The organism is Rossellomorea pakistanensis (genome assembly GCF_016908495.1).
Lineage (GTDB): Bacteria > Bacillota > Bacilli > Bacillales > Bacillaceae_B > Rossellomorea > Rossellomorea pakistanensis.
Genome location: NZ_JAFBDZ010000003.1, coordinates 440251 through 459669, shown reverse-complemented (window position 1 = coordinate 459669; position 19419 = coordinate 440251). Strand labels below are relative to the sequence as shown.

The window sequence follows — 19419 nt, the reverse complement described above, 5'->3', positions numbered from 1 at the left end:
TTTCACAGTTAATATTGTTTTCAGAAAATAGTATCTACGAATGAATAGTGATTAGAATTATCCCTAAAATATTGCAGTCTTTTTCCGAAAATTAAGTTATAAGAATTTATTAACGATTTAATTCTAGAAAACGGATGATTTCCTTAAATTCTTCAGGCTCATCCGCCTCGAATTCTACGTATTCTTCTGTTCGAGGGTGTATAAAACCAAGCACTCCTGCATGAAGGGCTTGCCCATCTATAGGGAGCGTTTTTCTTGGGCCATACTTAGGATCGCCTGCTAAAGGATAACCAATATATTTCATGTGAACGCGAATTTGATGAGTTCTCCCTGTTTCTAGTTCACATTCTACAAGGCTATAATCTTTGTATCTGTCTAATATTCTGAAGTGGGTTACAGCATTTCTTCCATTATCGACAATAGCCATACTTTGACGATCTTTCGAATCTCTCCCGATGGGGGCATCAATCGTTCCATAATCATGAGGCGGATTTCCGTGTACGATCGCTTTATACTTTCTTGTCACCGTCTTTTCAACCAATTGATTAACCAGCTTTTCGTGAGAAAAATCATTTTTAGCTACCATCAGCAAACCAGAAGTATCTTTATCAATTCGATGAACAATTCCAGGCCTTAGTACCCCATTGATTCCTGAAAGATCTTTACAGTGAGCCATTAAACCATTAACAAGTGTTCCTGAGGGATGACCTGGTGCAGGGTGGACGACCATCCCCCTTGGTTTGTTCACGACAACGACATCTTCATCCTCATAGTAAATATCTAATTCCATTGCTTCTGGTACTACATCTAACTCTTCAGGTTCTGGAATTGATATCTTAACGGCATCACCTAATGCACATTTATAATTAGGTTTAACGGATTCCCCATTCACTAAAACCTGTCCGTCCTTTATCCATTGTTGAACCTGTGATCTTGACCAACCTGCATCTATAGTCGATAAAACTTTATCTAATCGTTCACTAACTTCTTGCTCATGAATGATGTGCTCCATTACTTCCATCTAACTTCTCCTTTTTCTCCTTGCGTTCTTCTTGAATCATGTAGATAATTAATAATACCACGCCTATTGATAGTGCAGCATCCGCTATATTAAAAATTGGGAAGTCATAAGAAAAAATATATGTATTCAAAAAGTCGACTACTTCTTTTCGAAATAAGCGGTCAATAAAATTCCCAATTGCTCCACCGAGCATAAAAGCTAGACTAACACTAAATAACGGAATCCCTTTTGCATGCTTTTGCAAATAATAAACAATTCCAATAATAACGATGATGGTTATAATATAAAAGAACCACATTTTTCCCTGGAGTATTCCCCATGCTGCCCCTTGATTACGATGAGAGGTGATATAGAAAAGATTTTCTATAACTGTTATACTCTCACCTTCCTCCATATTTTTTACAATAAGCCATTTTGTTAATTGATCTAATGCGATAATAAATAATGCAATAAGATAATAAATCAACTAAGGCAACCTCCGTATCTTAAAGAATGATTACCTTAGCATTTTAGCATAACTCCAATAGGAAGAACACTTTTTTACAAATATCACCCAGTAGACATAAAATAGTTATTGTAATGAATTAGATCTTTTTATATATTTTTTCCAACTATAATTTTGATGAGGACTATAGATCATATAGCTTGAATCAAGAGTTTCAACGGGTAATGTGGAGACTTCTTCTGGGTTAAAATAGATTTGGTTTAATAATTGCTCAATATCTCTTTTTTCTTCTTGGATGTAGTGTTGTACAAGAGTATTCGAAGAATGCGCTTCACTGAGTTCTAACAAAGAGATCTCTAATTCATTTATAAGTTTTATCAAATCTTTATCCATCATCATCCCTCCTGTTAATAGTATGGATTGTTATGTAGAAATTTAGATATGTAAGAATTAGAAATTAATTTAACAACAAAAGACCAAAACCATTTTAAGGTTTTGGTCTTTTGTCAAAAATTATGCTAAATGAGTATAGTTTTCTTTTACTACTTGTGCACATCGTGGACATAGTGCCGGATGATCTGGATCTTCGCCAACTTGCGGAGACACAATCCAACAGCGATCACATGTTTCGCCTTCCGCTTTTTCGACTACTAATGCGTTCTTCCCAAGCTTTAATGCGCTTTCTGGTGCTTCATCAACCTTTCCTGCAACTTCAAAGCTTGAAACAATGAATAATTGTTTTAAATCCTCATTAACAGAATCCAGCAATTTTTTTGTCTTATCATCAACAAATAGACTAACTTTGGCTGTTAGAGACTTCCCAATCACTTTCTCGTTACGTGCTTCTTCTAGCGCTTTTAAGACATCATCTCTTAATTCTAAGAATTTCTCCCACTTATTAACGAGTTCAGCGTCATTTGATTTTTCTTTACTCTCTGGCATATCCGTTAATTGGACGCTTTCACCTTCAACGCCAGGAATATGCCCCCAAACCTCATCAGCAGTATGTGAAAGAATTGGTGACATTAGTTTTGTAAGAGTCACTAAACAATCATACAAGACTGTTTGCATGGCTCTTCTTTCATAATGATTTGTTGCCTCAATGTAAAGGACATCTTTTGCGAAATCAAGGTAGAACGAGCTAAGGTCTAATGTACAGAAATTGTTTACTTTATTATAAATCGTTGCAAAATCATAGTTTTCGTAGCCTTCACGTACTGACTTGACTAAATGATTTAATTTTACAAGTAAATATTGATCAACTTCTCTTAAGTCTTCATAAGCAATTGTATCATTTTTTGGATCAAAGTCAGCAAGGTTCCCTAACAAGAAACGGAATGTATTGCGGATTTTGCGGTATACTTCCGCAACTTGTTTCAAAATAGGGTCAGATACACGCACATCTGCCTGATAATCAACAGAGGCTACCCATAGACGTAAAATATCCGCTCCTAGTTGTTTCATAACCTTTCCAGGTACAACTACATTTCCTAGGGACTTACTCATCTTTCTTCCATTTCCGTCAAGAGCGAAACCATGACTTAGAACACCTTTATATGGAGCTTTTCCTGTAACAGCAACTCCTGTTGTTAAGGAGGAGTTAAACCATCCGCGATATTGGTCAGAGCCTTCTAGATATAAGTCGGCCGGTCTTTGTAAATCATCACGTTCCTCAAGAACCGCTTGATGAGAGGACCCTGAATCAAACCATACATCCATAATATCCTGTTCCTTCGTAAAGCAACCATTTGGACTACCTGGGTGTGTAAACCCTTCAGGTAACAAGTCTTTCGCTTCACGTTCAAACCAGACATTTGAACCGTGTTCACGGAATAGGTCGGATACATGTTTAATTGATTCCTCTGTAATGATTTCCTCTCCAGATTCAGCGAAGAATACTGGAATTGGAACTCCCCAGGCACGCTGCCTCGAAATACACCAATCTCCACGGTCACGGACCATATTGAATAAACGGGTTTCCCCCCAGGCTGGAACCCATTTTGTTCCTTTCACAGCCTCTAAAAGTTCGTCTCTAAATTTATCAATAGAGGCAAACCATTGTGAAGTTGCTCTAAAGATTATTGGTTTCTTCGTTCTCCAGTCATGTGGATAGGAGTGTGTGATAAAGTTCAATTTAAGAAGCGCCCCTACTTCTTCCAGCTTCTCAGTGATCGGTTTATTTGCTTTATCATAAAATTGTCCTTCAAATCCAGGTGCTTCAGCAGTCATGACCCCTTTTTCATCTACAGGACAAAGAATATCTAATCCATATTTCTTTCCAACTAGGAAGTCATCCTCCCCATGTCCTGGTGCTGTGTGTACACAACCAGTACCAGAATCAGTTGTAACATGGTCACCTAATACTACAATGGAATCACGATCATAAAGTGGATGTGAAGTAATAATGTGTTCTAGGCTAGAGCCTTTAACCGTTTTTAATACTTCTTGGCTATTCCATTCAAGAACTTCAGCCACACTTTCTAGCAGTTCTTCTGCTACGACAAACTGATCATTATTCACCTTGACAACAACATAATTTAAATCTGCATGAACAGCAATTGCAAGGTTTGCAGGGATTGTCCATGGCGTTGTAGTCCAAATGACAATTTTAGTTCCTGCTTCTAATACTTCTTTTCCATCGGTAACAGAAAAACCTACATAGATGGAAGGTGAACGTTTATCTTGGTATTCAATTTCCGCTTCAGCTAATGCAGATTCACTAGAAGGAGACCAGTAAACAGGCTTTAATCCTTTATAGATATAACCTTTTTTCGCCATATCTCCAAACACAAGAATCTGTTGTGCTTCATATTCTGGCTTCAGTGTAATGTAAGGATTCTCCCAATCGCCACGTACACCAAGTTTTTTAAACTGCTCACGTTGACTATCGATTTGTTCATAGGCATACTCCTCGCAAAGTTTCCTAAACTCAGCAACAGTCATTTCTTTACGTTTTACACCTTTTTTAGTTAGAGCTTGCTCAATTGGAAGTCCATGTGTGTCCCAACCAGGCACATATGGAGCACAAAAGCCTGCCATCGATTTATATCGAACGATGAAATCTTTTAAAATTTTATTAAGAGCATGCCCCATATGAATGTCTCCATTCGCATATGGAGGACCATCATGTAGAACAAATAATGGACGGCCTTTTGTTCTTTCTTGTACTTTTTGATAAATATTCATCTCTTCCCATTTTTGCTGCATTTCAGGCTCTCTTTTTGGTAAATTCCCACGCATCGGGAATTCCGTTTTTGGCATTAATAACGTGTCTTTGTATTCCAAAGCTTTTCCTCCTTTAGCATCATGACAATATTCCTTCTTAAAATTGTTTCCGAAATGAACCTTATTTCAAACATTTAACTAAAATAAGGAGTCCTTAACGGAAATTCTAAGAATAGAAAAAAACCTTCTCGTCCCAAAGGGACGAGAAGGTTTTTCCCGCGGTACCACCCTAATAGGTAAATAATTACCCACTTTGATATTCGTAACGTGAATAAAACGCTAAATTCTACTGAGGATTTCAAATTTAGAGCTCCTGGGTGATATTCCGCTTCATTTCTTCGTCGAGCTTTCACCATCCTCGACTCGCTTTATTGAAGAGTTATGGAAACGTACTGTCCCTCTCATAGCATGTAATGGTTATCGAAATTCTATTGTTTTTCAATTATATGAAAACTAAATGGTTTACGTCAAGATAGTGAGTCTTCTTTTTGTAAATTTTTTAGCTCGGTCGCATCGACATCGAATTCCATCAATTGATCCCAATCATCATTATTTATTAGATCTAGCTGAGCTTCAATTAGCATTTTAAAGCGTGTTCTGAATACTTTAGATTGTTTTTTCAATTCCTCTATTTCAAGAGCAATTTTCCTTGCCTTTGAAAGGGATTCATTTACAATACGATCTGCATTCTTTTCAGCTTCTTTTATAATCAATTTAGCCTCTTTTCCTGCATTACGTTTTACTTCTTCTGCCGCTTCCTGTGCAACAACAATTGACTTATTTAATGTTTCTTCAATATTAGAGAAATGACCTAATCTTTCACTTTGTGAGTTCAGTTTTTCTTCTAATTCTTTCTTTTCACGAATTAAGATCTCATAATCTTTAATGATTTGATCTAGAAATTCATTTACTTCATCTTCATCATAACCGCGAAAGCCGCGACTAAATTCTTTGTTATGTATGTCTAACGGCGTTAAAGGCATTAATAAGCACCTCCATAAACATGCTTTAATCTATAGTTTATTATAACTGAATTTTCGACAGAATGTGGGTATATTCCTGCAATTTCTTTAAATTAATTTAATAGTCCTGCGATAATGCGCCATTTTTCTTTTTTAGTCCTCCCTTCAATCGATAATAGTTTACTTCTTCCAAGACCTCTGACAGATAATACATCGCCTTCCTCTACATCAAATGAAACCTGTTCCACATTCCTCCAATTCACTTTGACAATTCCTCCAGTAATAAAATCTTTTGCCTTTTGCCTAGAAATGTTGTAAATCGAAGAAATAATAACATCAAGTCTTAGTGAGCTTACTGTTGATACTTTCTCTCTCCATTTTTCTTCTGATTGAATTAAGTGATCAAAAGCTACTCTATCTAAACTAACTTTATTCTTTCCGATTTGATTGAGATGCATCTGTACATAATGAGATACTTCTTCCGCTACCATAAATTGAATGACCGGTTGATTGAGAATGATGTCACCAAACTTCTCTCTCTTAATCCCTAGTGAAAGAATACTCCCTAAGATTTGGCGATGTTCTAATCTAATGAACTTTTCTGGATAGTTTAGCTTATAAAGGGCCACGTTATAATCGTCTTGTAAAGGAATATAATAATCGGGATAGATAAGTACCCTTTTTCTTTCAACTTGTTCACTTTCAGGAAAAAGACTGTATTTTACTTCATGGTGCTGTCCAATGATGGATATGAGGATTCGCTGCTGTCTTGGATCAAGAAAATCAGTTAATTTGGGGGCATAATTCGTTTCTACGTAGCTCCGCCATTCTAATACTTGATCAATAAAATCTCTTTCATCACTTCGAAAATGCTGATAAATAGACGTCATGTTATGCACCTTTCTTTAGAAAAAACTTGATTAATATACAAAAGAAAAAGGAGCGCATTAGGCTAACTCCTTTTTCACATTATGCTATCCACATATACAGTTGACCTAATCCCATTCTTGCTAGATTTAGTGTAATAAATGCAACAATTGGAGAAATATCAATCATTCCAAGCGGCGGGACAAATCGACGAAATGGCTCTAAATACGGTTCACATATTCTTGCAAGAAATTGACCTATAGCTGTTTCTCTTGCATTCGGAAACCATGACATTAATATATAAATGATTAATGCCCATGAATAAATTTCAATCAGTCTAAATAATATTCCAAATACTAATTCCATAGTTTACGTTACCACCTCGAGTTCCGGTTTTCTTCTTCTTGCAAAAACTCTGAAATATTTCCGCTGACTTCTACATTATCAGGGGTACAAAGAAAGATATTGCTGCCAATCCTTTGAATATCTCCACCGATAGCATAAACAGTACCACTAAGAAAATCAACTATTCTCTTCGCTTGGTCATGTTGAATTCTTTGCAGATTGACGACTATTGACTTGCGATTTTTCAAATGATCGGCAATTTCCTGAGCTTCAGCATAAACTCTAGGCTCAAGAATCATCACTTTGGATGACTGCTGTACGCTTTGTAAGCTTACAACATTTTGTTTCTGATTATGTTGTTTCACAGGCGACTTCTCCTCTACCTCTTGTTCCTGATAACGCTCATCTTCATACTCGACTTCATCTTCATCTAACAAGAAAAAAGTTTTAAGCTTACTTCCAATTCCCACTTAATCTTCCTCCTCTCATTCTCCACCGACTAATGCAGTACCAATCCTAATATAAGTAGCTCCTTCCTCTATTGCAATCTTATAGTCATTTGACATTCCCATGGATAACTCATGACATGGAGCTGATTCTAGGTGTAAATTTTCAACTTCTTTTTGAAGCAATTTTAATTTTCTAAAACAGTTTCTTAACAATGTTTCATCTTCGATATGAGGAGCCATCGTCATAAGTCCAATTACTCTAATGTTTTCGAACTGCTCTAGTTTTTCAATAAAGTCAACTGTATCTTCTGGAAGTAAGCCATGTTTTGATTCTTCACCTGACACATTGACTTGGACGAAACATGAGATAGGCTTGTCTGCCCTTTTGTTAATTTCTTTTGCTAAGGACAACCGATCTAATGAATGTATGTAAGAAACTTTATCAATAATATTCTTAACTTTTCTAGATTGTAGAGTTCCGATAAAATGCCAAAAAGGCTTGTCCCCAAGGGTTTCCCACTTATTGAGTAGCCCTTCATCACGGTTTTCGCCTAAATCCTGAATGCCTGCTTCAATTGCTTCTTTGGCTCTATCTGATGACACATATTTCGTTACAGCAATTATATTAATCTCTTCGGGGTTCCGATTACTTTGTTTACAAGCTTCGTTAATATGTTTTTTTATCATTTCGAGCTTATCTATAACTCTCATGAAGACTCACTCCTTCCAGCCGATAAAGCTCATCATTCTTCCAGTCTTTCCATTGTCTCTTCTATGTGAATAAAATAGATGATCATCGCACGAAGAGCAATAAGTAGAAAGGGTAATATTGTTTCGTAATATTCCACTATTAAGAAGTAGCTGTGTATTAAGTTTATGTAAATCTAATTGAAATTGATCATGTCCAACTTGTGTATAAGGACGAACTTGATCAAAGCTTAAGACCTTCTCTATTTCATCAATAACAATGTGGTTTACTTGATAGCATGATTGACAAATGGATGGCCCAATCACCACTCTGATTTTGCTCGGAGTTGCTCCTGATGCTTCAAATTTCTCTACCATTTTGCCGGCAATATTTCCAACGGACCCCTTCCAACCTGCATGGGCAATTCCAATCAGGTTAGATTCAGGCTCAATAAAATACAAGGGAACACAATCTGCATAACACATTGTCAAGAGAATTCCAGATTGATTGGTCATAAGCCCATCCGTTTTTCTCAATGCACTCTTGTAATCAGATGATCCATAGCCAGCATCTTCCTGTGTTACCCATTGAATGGTTGTTTCATGTGTTTGCTGAGCACCTACCCATTTATTTAATGGAAATTTAAGAAGGTCGGATAGCTTCTGACGATTCTTAATGACATTTTGATCTAAATCGTCGACATGAAGTCCCATATTAAAGGAATGAAAAGGTTTTTTGCTAAATCCATTATTTTTTGTCGTAAATCCTATGGTAAGTGAAGGAAAGGAATGGGAACATTCTTCTACTAATAAAAATGATTCGTTACTTTGTTTAAATGGCTCAGATAACAACGATTTGTCCCCTTCCGTTTTTATTTATTTTACCATAGAATTCCCTATAACAACATTGTTGTTTTTTACGACTGCTTCGGTTCCTCAAGTTGACCCTGTAAATAATGATTATCTTTATGTCGAACGAGAATCACATCTTCACCAATTTTGACAATGCTATTCCATGGAATGACAACATCTTCATCTCTTCCAAAGAAGCCTAATAGCTTCCCATTCCCACCAATGACAATGGCCTCTATTTTTCCTGTGTCTAAATTAATTTCAATATCATTTATATTTCCAAGCTTACGTCCATCGGAAATACTGACAACATCCTTTATTTGAAATTCAGATATCCGTACCATACTGCTCCCTCATTTCTATTACTATTTATCACAATATATGCAGAAAAAAGGGAGAGCAGACCCCTTGTGAAGAGTTCACAAAGAATCTGCTCTATTGGATATTCTTATTCATTTGTTTGATTGCCGCTTTTTCTAAACGTGAGACTTGAGCTTGAGAAATACCAATCTCATCAGCAACCTCCATTTGCGTTTTTCCTTGGAAGAAACGCTTTCTAATAATGAGTTTCTCACGATCATTTAAGCGCCTCATACCTTCTTTTAAAGCTATTTCTTCGATCCAAGTGTGATCTTTATTTCGTTCATCACTTAGCTGATCCATAACAAATATCGGATCCCCGCCATCATTATAGATTGGCTCAAAAAGTGAGACCGGATCCTGAATGGCGTCAAGCGCAAACACAATCTCTTCATGTGATACATCTAACACTTTTGCAATTTCTTCAGCAGTTGGCTCCTTGGATGTTTCACCCATAAGTCGTTCTCTAACTTGAAGTGCTTTATAAGCAATATCTCGTAGGGAACGAGAAACTCGAATAGGATTATTATCTCTTAAATAACGACGAATTTCTCCAATGATCATTGGAACTGCGTATGTAGAAAAGCGTACATTCTGTCCTAAGTCAAAGTTATCAATAGATTTCATTAGACCAATACAGCCTACTTGAAATAAATCATCTACATACTCTCCACGATTATTGAACCTTTGAATAACACTTAATACAAGACGCAAGTTTCCATTGACCAATTTCTCTCTTGCAGAGAGATCACCAGCCTGCATGATTCTGAATAGTTCTCGCATTTCTTCATTTTTTAGAACAGGAAGCTTCGACGTGTCTACACCACAAATTTCTACTTTGTTGCGAGTCAATTCTTTCCCCTCCTTGTAGGAGCTGCTGTACAAAGTTCAGTATCTCCCTGGAAGGAAATTTTATGCATTGTCCTATTCTGTTGAATCGCAATCTTTTTTATGAAAAAGCCTAAACCATATTGATATCAAGGATTTGCTTATAATAAAAAAATTTTCAAAAAAATAAGAGGAAACTCTTGAAGAGCCTCCTCCATTTTTTTGATATAATTAAACCATTTTATTGAACTCTTTTTGAAGTCTTTTAATAATTCGTTTTTCTAATCGCGATATGTAAGATTGTGATATTCCAAGCATATCCGCGACATCTTTCTGAGTTTTTTCCTCTTCTCCGCTTAAACCAAATCTGAGTTCCATGATTTGCTTCTCACGATCTGATAAATGATGTAATGCTTTAAATAATAAATTCCGATCAACTGTAGCTTCTAAATCCTTAGTGATGATATCTTCTTCTGTTCCAAGTACATCTGAAAGGAGAAGTTCATTACCATCCCAATCAATGTTTAAAGGTTCATCAAATGAAACTTCAGAGCGAAGTTTATTATTTCTTCTTAAGTACATAAGGATTTCGTTTTCAATACATCTTGAAGCATATGTGGCAAGCTTGATCTTTTTTTCTGGATTAAACGTGTTAACAGCTTTTATTAAGCCTATTGTTCCAATACTTATAAGATCTTCAATGTTAATCCCTGTATTTTCAAATTTCCTTGCAATGTAAACGACTAGTCTTAAATTTCGCTCAATTAATATCGATCTTGCTGCTTTATCTCCATTCGGAAGTTTTTTTAATAGTACCTCTTCTTCGTCCTTTGATAATGGAGGAGGTAATGCTTCACTTCCACCAATATAGTAAATTTCATCGGATTTTAACCCTAGCTTCATTAATAATTTGTACCAATAATATAAGAACTTTAATCGGAATTTTTTCACGTCTGTTCCCCCTTCAAAGGTATTGAATGTTCATTTATTATCTTCGCTTTTCTCTTATGGTTATGGTTTATTCCTTTCAAGAAGCCGAATAAAACAGAAAAATAATCAAAACCACTAACCTTTACAACATCTAATTTCGGTAGTCGTTTATGAAACACTTTGATATGGTTGATCTGCCATCATCTTAGGATGAACAATGCAATTAAATTGACCATCCGAACTAAGTTGCTGACGCTCAAATGAAATTAATCCTTTCTTACATTCCCATTTCCCACTATCATTTTCAATGACAATTGTATGCGGCTTAAAAGCAACAAGCAGCTGATTCTTTTTGCCAACTGAATTTGCTGGAATAAACCTCATTCGATCTGACCATTCTGTCGGAAGGTCACAATTGCCACTTATTAGTTCATCAATAGAATCAGCTAAATTCATGACCTCTTGAGGTATTATTTCACTGAATTCAGAAACCGATATAATCATGACAGGACTTTTCGTCATTGGATCATATAAGCTATTCCCACTGTCTACCAATCCTTTTAGATTTAAATGAATGTCATTAATTTCAATTTTTACATCAACAAGCTGCTCATAGTGAATTTTGACAGTTTCAATTGCATCTACTCTTCTTTTAGAAAAGTACCATGCTGCAGGGAGTGCAAACATGACAAAAACCCAGCTTATTGGGTCTCCAAACCCCTTTATACTCGCTAAAAACATATCTGATTGTAAGTTAGAATCAAATTTAACGAAATAATGTAGGCCAATTAAAAAACCACCAGTTAAAAATGTGATGAAATAAAACATGAGGAGATTTTGAATAAAGAATTTGAAACGTTTATATCCAAATGCAACCGCGATCATCACTATTGAAAATGACAGTTTGACTAATGGACCAATATTTATTAGTTGCATAGGTAAGAATTGAATAATGATAATAAGAGACCCAATAAAACCACCAGCAAAAATTCTCCACATCGTAAGATGCCTTTTTAATAGGAGTCCTGTCATCCAAAGTAAAAAACTATCTACTAAAAGGTTTAATAACCATATGACATCTAGATATAAAGTCAATCATTCCCCTCCTTTATATGCCAGTACGAATTCGTTATGTGAAGTATAACGTACATTCTATTTAAAAGTGTGTCAGTTTCTGTATGCAAAAGAGAGGAATTTTTCATGTTTCGATTCGAATTTTGTCTAATTACTTTTTTTCAGAATTTAAATTTCATAGAGCTATTGGAAGAGTAGAGTAAATAAAATCATTCTACATAAAAAATGGTTATACAAATTTGTTTGTGCCTTGATAATAGCAGGAGGATTTTCTATCGATAATTCTCTCTAATTCTTTTGCGAGAAACCAATCTATACGGAAGACTGTTTTCGTAACATTGTTGTTATAGGAAAAGGGGTGGTTGGTTGCAGCGAAAGAATGCTCGCTTTCCTCGGGGCAGGCTGTGTGCCTCCTCGTCGCCTTGCTCCTGCATAGGTCTCACCTGTCCCGCAACTCCCGCTGGAGTCTCGCATCTCCCACTCCAACCAATCTTTTTTTAAAAAACAACAACCTTTAGAAAACAGCTATACGAAAAGAGCAATAAAAAAACAGACCCCTTAATAAGGAGTCTGACTTAAATTTATTATGTCATTATCTTCTGCGATTTCGGTTACGTAAGAAGGTCGGAATATCTAAAGTTTCTTCCGCTCCTTGTTGTGTTGATCGAGGCGCCTCTTGCTGATGAGCTTCTTCTCGTCTAACTTCACGATGGACAGGTTGTGTCGTATGATTTTGGTTTTGATTTTGGTTTTGATTATTTACATTTGGCTTTAACCCACCAAAGGATGGACGTGTATTTTTCGTTTGAAGCACTTCTTCATTAAAACCAGTTGCAATAACTGTAACGACAATTTCATCTTTTAAATTCTCATTAATGACAGAACCGAAGATCATATTTACATCTTGATCTGATGCAGATGCAACGATATCAGCTGCTTCTTGAACTTCATAAAGACTTAAGGATGTTCCGCCAGTTATATTCATAAGGACACCTTGCGCCCCATCTATAGAAGTCTCAAGAAGTGGACTAGAGACTGCTTTTTTCGCTGCTTCTGTAGCACGGTTTTCACCTGAGGAGACACCAATTCCCATGAGAGCTGAACCTTTACTAGACATGATGGTTTTAACATCTGCAAAGTCGAGGTTAATTAATCCTGGTGTAGCGATTAAGTCTGAAATACCCTGAACACCTTGTCGCAGCACATTATCAGCTTCACGGAAGGCTTCTAGCATTGGAGTACTCTTATCCACGATTTCCAGAAGGCGGTCATTTGGAATGACAATTAGTGTGTCAACCGATTCTTTCATGGCAGAAATTCCACCACCCGCTTGGTTTGCACGCTTTCTTCCTTCAAATGTGAATGGTCGAGTAACAACCCCAACCGTTAACGCTCCTAAGTCTCTCGCAATTTGTGCTATAACGGGTGCCGCACCTGTTCCAGTTCCCCCGCCCATACCAGCTGTTACGAAGACCATGTCAGCACCTTTCAATGCTTCTTCAATCTGCTCCTTACTCTCTTCAGCAGCTTTTTTACCTACTTCAGGATTAGCTCCTGCTCCAAGACCACGAGTCAATTTTGCTCCAATTTGCATCTTAATTTCAGCTTTTGAAAGATTAAGAGCTTGTGCATCTGTATTAACAGCAATGAATTCAACACCTTGAACGCCATGTTCAATCATTCGATTAACAGCGTTGTTTCCTCCACCACCGACACCGATAACTTTTATAGTTGCTAATGAATCTAAATTTGTATCAAACTCCAACATGACAAATCCTCCTAATTCGTCGATTCTGAACCCTTTTGAAACTATTCAAAGAAATATCCAAAGAATTTTTTCATTTTAGACGAAATTTTTTCTTCATTTTGATTTTCTTGACTTGGTTGTTGTTTAGGCTTTGGCTTTGATTCTACTTGTTTTACTTGACGATTAACTTCTCCAACTGTTACTGGTTCTGGAGAGGCGCTTACACTTCTTCCTTGTAATCTAGCATTCTTGTGCGCGTATTTAATAAGTCCAACAGCAGTTGTATATTGTGGTTCCCTTACACCAATATAATCTGGTATCGCCACTCGAACCCTGTTTTGAAATACGGCCTGGGATAATTCAAGAACACCGGGCAGGTTAGCTGTTCCACCTGTTAGCACATAACCTCCAGGCAAATCTTTTATTCCCATTCTTTTAAGTTCATGATGAATAAGGTCAAAGATTTCTTCTAACCTAGCTTCTATAATATCAGAGATTTCTAATTGATTAAATTGCTGATGTTGATCACTTCCAATTATCGGAACACTAAATACCTCATCTTCAGATGCATGATCATAAAAAGCATGTCCATATTTCATCTTAATTTTTTCTGCATCTTCTGTAGATGTACGTAATCCTATGGAAAGATCTTTAGTGATATGTTCGCCACCGACAGGAAGAACAGATGTTGCCTTTAAGTGTCCATGTCCAAACACAGCTATTGTCGTTGAACCTCCACCAATATCAATTAATGCAGACCCAAGATTCTGTTCATCTTTTGAAAGTGAAACTGCTCCTGCGGCAAGAGGCTGTAAAACAATATCAGTAATTTCTAGTTCTGCCTTTTCTACACAACGTAGAATATTATGTAATAGCGTTTTAGATCCCGTTATAATGGTTCCTTCCATTTCAAGCCTTACACCAATCATCCCGCGTGGATCAGTAATTTCATCTAGTCCATCGACAATAAACTGTTTTGGAATGACATTGATAATTTCACGTTCAGGCGGAATTGAAATAACCTGGGCAGCATCCATCACTCGTGCCACATCTTCATCAGATATTTCTCGATTCTCACTTGAGACGGCAACAACACCGTGACAAGATTGAAGGTTTACCTGATTACCAGCAATCCCAACAATTATTTTTCTAATGTTCATACCAATCATTCTTTCAGCTTGTTCAACAGCTTTTTTAATTGTATGAACGGTCTCATCTATATCAACAATCGATCCTTTTCTAATACCTTCTGATTTTACATTGCCTACACCGATAATGTTAAGAGAATCATTAGACATTTCACCAATGATCACTTTTACACTGGATGTACCGATGTCAAGGCTAACAAAGATTTCATTGCTGTTCACTCTATGGCACCTCCTTCAAAGTCTGTATTTCTTAGAACAACAAATAAGTTAATTGAAAATTGAATATATCTATTAGAAATATTCGTCGTAAGTAAGTGATTCCCTTTTAATTTTTCATATTTTTTTCTCTTTTTCTCCATTTGACGTCCAATTGCTAATGATGATTCTTCTAATGACTGCAATATTTTGAAAAAGTCGTACACCAAAAGCAAAAACGGCTGCTAGGTACAAGTCTACACCAAGATGGACACCTAGAAAAGCCAAACTTGCAGCTAAAAGAATATTAAAGAAAAAACCTGTGACAAATACTTTGTCATCATAAATATTTTGAAGGTGAGCCCTTATCCCTCCAAACAATGTATCGAGAGCTGCTAATACCGCAATGGACAAATAATTAGAATATTCATCAGGAATCCTTATATCGGTAAGTAATCCAAGAATTACCCCTAGCAGCAACCCTAGTAGGGGCAGCCACATAGTTTTATTCCCCTCCTTTTTTTACTGGCTCCATCCGCTTCACTCTTATAGAATCCTCATACGCGGGTAATGTTAAATGATTAATGGGCTTTGAAATATTCACACGTAAATTATCAATAAAGAAATCTTCAATGGATTGTGAAGCCTTTAATTGGTTGTACAGTTTTTCTGCATCTTCAAAATCCTTTGTTAAAACCCTAATCTCGAACGGGATTTCCTCTAAAGAATAACCATCAATTTTGGTCACGCCATTTATATCTCTTATGACAGTAGTGTTAATCATTCGATGTCCATCAATAGAAATATCTTGTGCTTTAAATCGATTTAACTCATTCACTAGTCGTTCCAATAAATCAGGAGAAACCGTGCTTATTTTCTCCCCCATTAGAACTTCCTCTAATACTGGTTGTACCGTCAATATTATACCTGCACCTTGTTTTTCTGTTAATCCCGCTTCCGTTTTTAATTCTTCAAGAGTCTCTCTTAAAGCCTCTTCTTGACTATCTTGTTTTTCCGTTTCATATTTCTCTAATTTTTGATCAATAGAGCGGATTTCTTGATATAAAGCAGAATACGTTTCTTTTTCTTTCAGTATCGCTTCTCTCAGCTCCCAAATATCACGAGTATCTCGAACAACTGGCTCTTTTACGGTCTGAAACTGAATGGCAAGCATAAAGCCAATAATGCATGTGATAATAGTAAAGCTAATTTTAACCCGATGATCCACTCCTTTTCACCTTACTTTCACTTCATTAAGTGTACCTTCTAGGATTCTCCTATTGTCGGCTCAAGAATAATTTCCTGTTTTTTTTCTTCTGTAAACACGATATTATCATTCACAAGTTGATCTTTCACTCCACCAACAATATTTAATGCTGCAGACATCACCTCTGAATCTCCAATGGCTGTTATTTCAAATGGAGCAGGAAATTGAACACCATCAACCGTAATTACCGGACCTTCACATACTATGTAAGAATTATGTTTTAATCTCTGCCCGTTGATAGCTACTGCTGAAGCACCTGCTATATACAACTCATTTATCACCTTAAAGACATGATGTTCATGAACGATATAGTTATTTACATTTTCTTCACTCGGTTTATAGTTCGCATCTGCAAGAGTTACTTTTAATCCCTGCCCTTTAACCCCGGTTTTACCTAAATACATTCGAAATTTCTCGGTATCTTCCGCTAAATTAAAGTATATTTGTTTTTCTTTAGACAATTCCTGTTCAATCTCTACCACTCGATCTTGTTTTTCATATAATTCTTTTTGAATCATACTATTCTTCTCTTGTAGAGCAATTAATTGGTCCCTCAAATCATCTTCTTTTTGATATTGCCCGCTTGTCAATTTAGACTGAATGGATTCATCAGTACTAGCTAAACTATAGGAAAAAGCGAGGATAAAACCTAGTACTAAGCACACGAGAGAAAGTACAACGTGCTTACCCCTCACTTTCATTTTCTTCATCCTGCTTTTCTCCTTCCGTTTCGTATGCTTTGAAATAGGATCCTACTTCTAAATCGATTACCCCTTTTCGTTCTGGGTCTAATTGACTAGCGATAGAAGGATAGTGTACCATTTTTTCAGAAAAAGTTCGAATTGAAGCACTAACCTCAAATCCATCATTCATATATAATGTGATATGATATGGATCCGTCTTTTTAGGTACTAAAATAAGCTCAGAGATGGATTGTTTGACTGCGTCAGGAAGGTTTTCCAACTCTTTAATCATTTCTTTTAAAACTTCATTTTCCTTAAATCCTTTTAAAAGCGGGGCATCATTAGGAATTGTGTTTATTTTTTGTGATTTCAGGATTTCACCGTTTTCAAGTATCGCATAAACGCTTGAACCCTTTAAAAGATAAGCTTCTTTACTATACTCCTTTAATTCAACTCTAATGGAGTTTGGAAGTTTCAACTTTACATTTGCTTCCTTAATTTCTGGAAGTTTTTCGATTTTTTCTTCTGTTTCAGATTTCTTTACGCTCCACACATTCATACCTTTTGAAATGTCACTATTTTCAAGTATATATTCACTAGTCGTCAACACATTTCCCGTTACCTCTACTTTTTTCACATGACTTAAGGGTGATTGAAAATAGATGACAGATAAGATTAATAAAAAAAAGAGGGATAGTAAAAAAACGAGTCTTCTATTCGCCTTCTTTTTACGATGTTGTTTTAATTTCGGAATACGTTCTTCAAGAGAGACAATCTTCCCCTTGTCCATTCCTTTTCCCCCCATATAAACTTCTTTACATATTCTCATCATTATTCCTTTGTATACAGAATAAATTCATTGTAATAAACGGAAAATAGTCGTCAATGCTTGTTTGTTATTTGCCGTTATCTTTATTCTATATTAAGGGAAATGAGGTTAAAAGAGGGAAATGACTTTATTTCATATCAATTATTTCGACTTCCGTCTCCAAATTAATTTGATATTTGTCAAAAATCGTGTTTTTCACATGTTCTATTAGAGAAAAAACGTCATCAGCCTTCGCATCTCCTGTATTTACGATAAAATTCCCATGCATCTTTGAAATTTGCGCCCCACCAATTTTATGTCCTCTAAGGCCTGCTTTTTCTACAAGTTTCCCAGCATAGTCTGGCAACGGATTACGAAAAATACTCCCTGCACAAGGAAGATTCCATGGTTGGGTCTTTTTGCGATAGTGCTTATGCTCTTGCATTTTCTTCGTAATCGTTTCTTTATCACCTTTTTCTAACTTTAATTGAGCTTTCACGACTATTCCAGGACGACTCTTTTGTAAAATTGATGTCCGGTAAGAGAATCCTAAATCATCTTTTGAAAGCCATTCCATCGACCCATCCGGGAATAAGATTAAAGCATTTGTCAATACATTGGATATTTCTGATCCGTGTGCACCTGCATTCATATATACTGCGCCACCAATAGATCCAGGTATCCCGCCAGCAAATTCCAAACCTTTTAGACCTTGTCTACTTAATACATTAGCTAAAACGATAAAGGAATATCCTGCACCCACTATTATTTCTGTGTCATTGACCTTAAACTCATCTAAGCTTTTCCCGAGCTTTATCACAACTCCTTCAATTCCTTTATCTGACACAAGAAGATTTGATCCCCTGCCAATAGTTCTCCAAGGAACTTGATATTTTTTAATTAATTTCAATGTTCGTTTTAAGTCTTCAATTGAAGCGGGCTCAACAAATAAGTCAGCTGGTCCACCTATTTTTATTGTTGTATGATTGGACAATGGTTCATTCGCTTTAATACTCCCAACGTTTTGCTCCTCCAACTCATTTAACAATTGATGAATATACATAAATTCCTCCAGAACCTTCTTCTAGTCAATCAAGCTTATACTAAACATTAAGTATGCTAAAGAATTAACTACAACAGTCTATTTATTCTTTGGTTCAAAGGGCAAAAAAAATCCAGCACCACTTATGTTATTCTAGATGTGAGATTAAACAGATGCATGGGTATGTAGGGAGTAACTTATTAAAAATTGATGTTTTCTTATCCATTGTTATTAGTAAATAAAATACAAAATTCCTGTCCCCCTCTACAGACTTAATACAAGAAGAGAGAGATGTAGGGATTTCGTTGGAAATGCTGAACGACCATTTCCTAAATACTCATGAAAACCAACAACCTTACGAAAAGAGCATCAAAAATGAAAAGGATGAATCCCCCTTTTCTTTCCCTATTCTACTATATTTTAATCAATTATAAGACGTCATAAAGAGATTGTTATTGAAATGTAAAAAAAATTGTTCAAAACG

General features: G+C 36.1%; 21 protein-coding genes and 1 other annotated feature. All 21 genes read right to left on the bottom strand.

Annotated elements, in window-relative coordinates:
- Positions 1 to 109: 109 nt before the first annotated feature.
- Complete coding sequence (locus JOC86_RS16175) at positions 110 to 1021, bottom strand: RluA family pseudouridine synthase (protein ID WP_205173942.1); 912 nt, start codon at positions 1019 to 1021, stop codon at positions 110 to 112.
- On the bottom strand, positions 993 to 1487 hold the full coding sequence (lspA, locus tag JOC86_RS16170) for a signal peptidase II (RefSeq protein ID WP_205173941.1): 495 nt from the start codon (positions 1485 to 1487) through the stop codon (positions 993 to 995). Before lspA ends, JOC86_RS16175 begins: the two co-directional genes overlap by 29 nt.
- 105 nt (positions 1488 to 1592) lie before the next feature.
- Positions 1593 to 1859 carry a hypothetical protein gene (locus tag JOC86_RS16165; protein ID WP_205173940.1) on the bottom strand — a complete coding sequence of 89 codons (267 nt, stop codon included), beginning with the start codon at positions 1857 to 1859 and terminating at the stop codon, positions 1593 to 1595.
- Positions 1860 to 1979: 120 nt separating this feature from the next.
- The gene (gene ileS / locus JOC86_RS16160) at positions 1980 to 4751 is read right to left on the bottom strand and encodes an isoleucine--tRNA ligase (RefSeq protein ID WP_205173939.1); all 2772 of its coding nucleotides are present in this window, start codon (positions 4749 to 4751) and stop codon (positions 1980 to 1982) included.
- A gap of 134 nt (positions 4752 to 4885) precedes the next feature.
- Positions 4886 to 5105, bottom strand: a binding site (T-box leader).
- A 53-nt stretch (positions 5106 to 5158) separates the two neighbouring features.
- The gene (locus JOC86_RS16155) at positions 5159 to 5674 is read right to left on the bottom strand and encodes a DivIVA domain-containing protein (RefSeq protein WP_205173938.1); all 516 of its coding nucleotides are present in this window, start codon (positions 5672 to 5674) and stop codon (positions 5159 to 5161) included.
- Between the two features lie 92 nt (positions 5675 to 5766).
- Complete coding sequence (locus JOC86_RS16150; protein ID WP_205173937.1) at positions 5767 to 6543, bottom strand: YlmH family RNA-binding protein; 777 nt, start codon at positions 6541 to 6543, stop codon at positions 5767 to 5769.
- A 79-nt stretch (positions 6544 to 6622) separates the two neighbouring features.
- The gene (locus JOC86_RS16145; RefSeq protein ID WP_205173936.1) at positions 6623 to 6886 is read right to left on the bottom strand and encodes a YggT family protein; all 264 of its coding nucleotides are present in this window, start codon (positions 6884 to 6886) and stop codon (positions 6623 to 6625) included.
- 8 nt (positions 6887 to 6894) lie between these two features.
- Positions 6895 to 7335 carry a cell division protein SepF gene (locus JOC86_RS16140; protein ID WP_205173935.1) on the bottom strand — a complete coding sequence of 147 codons (441 nt, stop codon included), beginning with the start codon at positions 7333 to 7335 and terminating at the stop codon, positions 6895 to 6897.
- 15 nt (positions 7336 to 7350) lie between these two features.
- On the bottom strand, positions 7351 to 8025 hold the full coding sequence (locus tag JOC86_RS16135) for a YggS family pyridoxal phosphate-dependent enzyme (protein ID WP_205173934.1): 675 nt from the start codon (positions 8023 to 8025) through the stop codon (positions 7351 to 7353).
- A 6-nt stretch (positions 8026 to 8031) separates the two neighbouring features.
- On the bottom strand, positions 8032 to 8853 hold the full coding sequence (gene pgeF / locus JOC86_RS16130) for a peptidoglycan editing factor PgeF (RefSeq protein ID WP_205173933.1): 822 nt from the start codon (positions 8851 to 8853) through the stop codon (positions 8032 to 8034).
- Positions 8854 to 8918: 65 nt separating this feature from the next.
- Entirely contained in the window at positions 8919 to 9197 is a 279-nt protein-coding gene (locus JOC86_RS16125; protein WP_205173932.1) for a YlmC/YmxH family sporulation protein, read from the bottom strand.
- A gap of 91 nt (positions 9198 to 9288) precedes the next feature.
- Entirely contained in the window at positions 9289 to 10065 is a 777-nt protein-coding gene (sigG, locus tag JOC86_RS16120; protein ID WP_205173931.1) for an RNA polymerase sporulation sigma factor SigG, read from the bottom strand.
- Between the two features lie 207 nt (positions 10066 to 10272).
- Positions 10273 to 10992 (bottom strand): RNA polymerase sporulation sigma factor SigE, encoded by a 720-nt coding sequence (sigE, locus tag JOC86_RS16115; protein WP_205173930.1) that lies wholly within the window; start codon positions 10990 to 10992, stop codon positions 10273 to 10275.
- 147 nt (positions 10993 to 11139) lie between these two features.
- Positions 11140 to 12066: a sigma-E processing peptidase SpoIIGA gene (gene spoIIGA / locus JOC86_RS16110; RefSeq protein WP_205173929.1), complete on the bottom strand. Its 927-nt coding sequence runs from the start codon at positions 12064 to 12066 to the stop codon at positions 11140 to 11142.
- A gap of 571 nt (positions 12067 to 12637) precedes the next feature.
- Positions 12638 to 13813 carry a cell division protein FtsZ gene (gene ftsZ / locus JOC86_RS16105; protein ID WP_205173928.1) on the bottom strand — a complete coding sequence of 392 codons (1176 nt, stop codon included), beginning with the start codon at positions 13811 to 13813 and terminating at the stop codon, positions 12638 to 12640.
- Between the two features lie 41 nt (positions 13814 to 13854).
- On the bottom strand, positions 13855 to 15159 hold the full coding sequence (gene ftsA, locus JOC86_RS16100; RefSeq protein WP_205173927.1) for a cell division protein FtsA: 1305 nt from the start codon (positions 15157 to 15159) through the stop codon (positions 13855 to 13857).
- A gap of 114 nt (positions 15160 to 15273) precedes the next feature.
- The gene (locus JOC86_RS16095; RefSeq protein WP_205173926.1) at positions 15274 to 15636 is read right to left on the bottom strand and encodes a small basic family protein; all 363 of its coding nucleotides are present in this window, start codon (positions 15634 to 15636) and stop codon (positions 15274 to 15276) included.
- 4 nt (positions 15637 to 15640) lie between these two features.
- Positions 15641 to 16363 (bottom strand): DUF881 domain-containing protein, encoded by a 723-nt coding sequence (locus tag JOC86_RS16090; protein ID WP_205173925.1) that lies wholly within the window; start codon positions 16361 to 16363, stop codon positions 15641 to 15643.
- Between the two features lie 38 nt (positions 16364 to 16401).
- Complete coding sequence (locus JOC86_RS16085) at positions 16402 to 17112, bottom strand: DUF881 domain-containing protein (protein WP_205173924.1); 711 nt, start codon at positions 17110 to 17112, stop codon at positions 16402 to 16404.
- The gene (locus JOC86_RS16080; RefSeq protein WP_205173923.1) at positions 17087 to 17875 is read right to left on the bottom strand and encodes a cell division protein FtsQ/DivIB; all 789 of its coding nucleotides are present in this window, start codon (positions 17873 to 17875) and stop codon (positions 17087 to 17089) included. Before JOC86_RS16080 ends, JOC86_RS16085 begins: the two co-directional genes overlap by 26 nt.
- Before the next feature lie 166 nt (positions 17876 to 18041).
- Positions 18042 to 18950, bottom strand: coding sequence for a UDP-N-acetylmuramate dehydrogenase (murB, locus tag JOC86_RS16075; protein WP_205174258.1), 909 nt, complete (start codon positions 18948 to 18950; stop codon positions 18042 to 18044).
- Between the last annotated feature and the right edge of the window lie 469 nt (positions 18951 to 19419).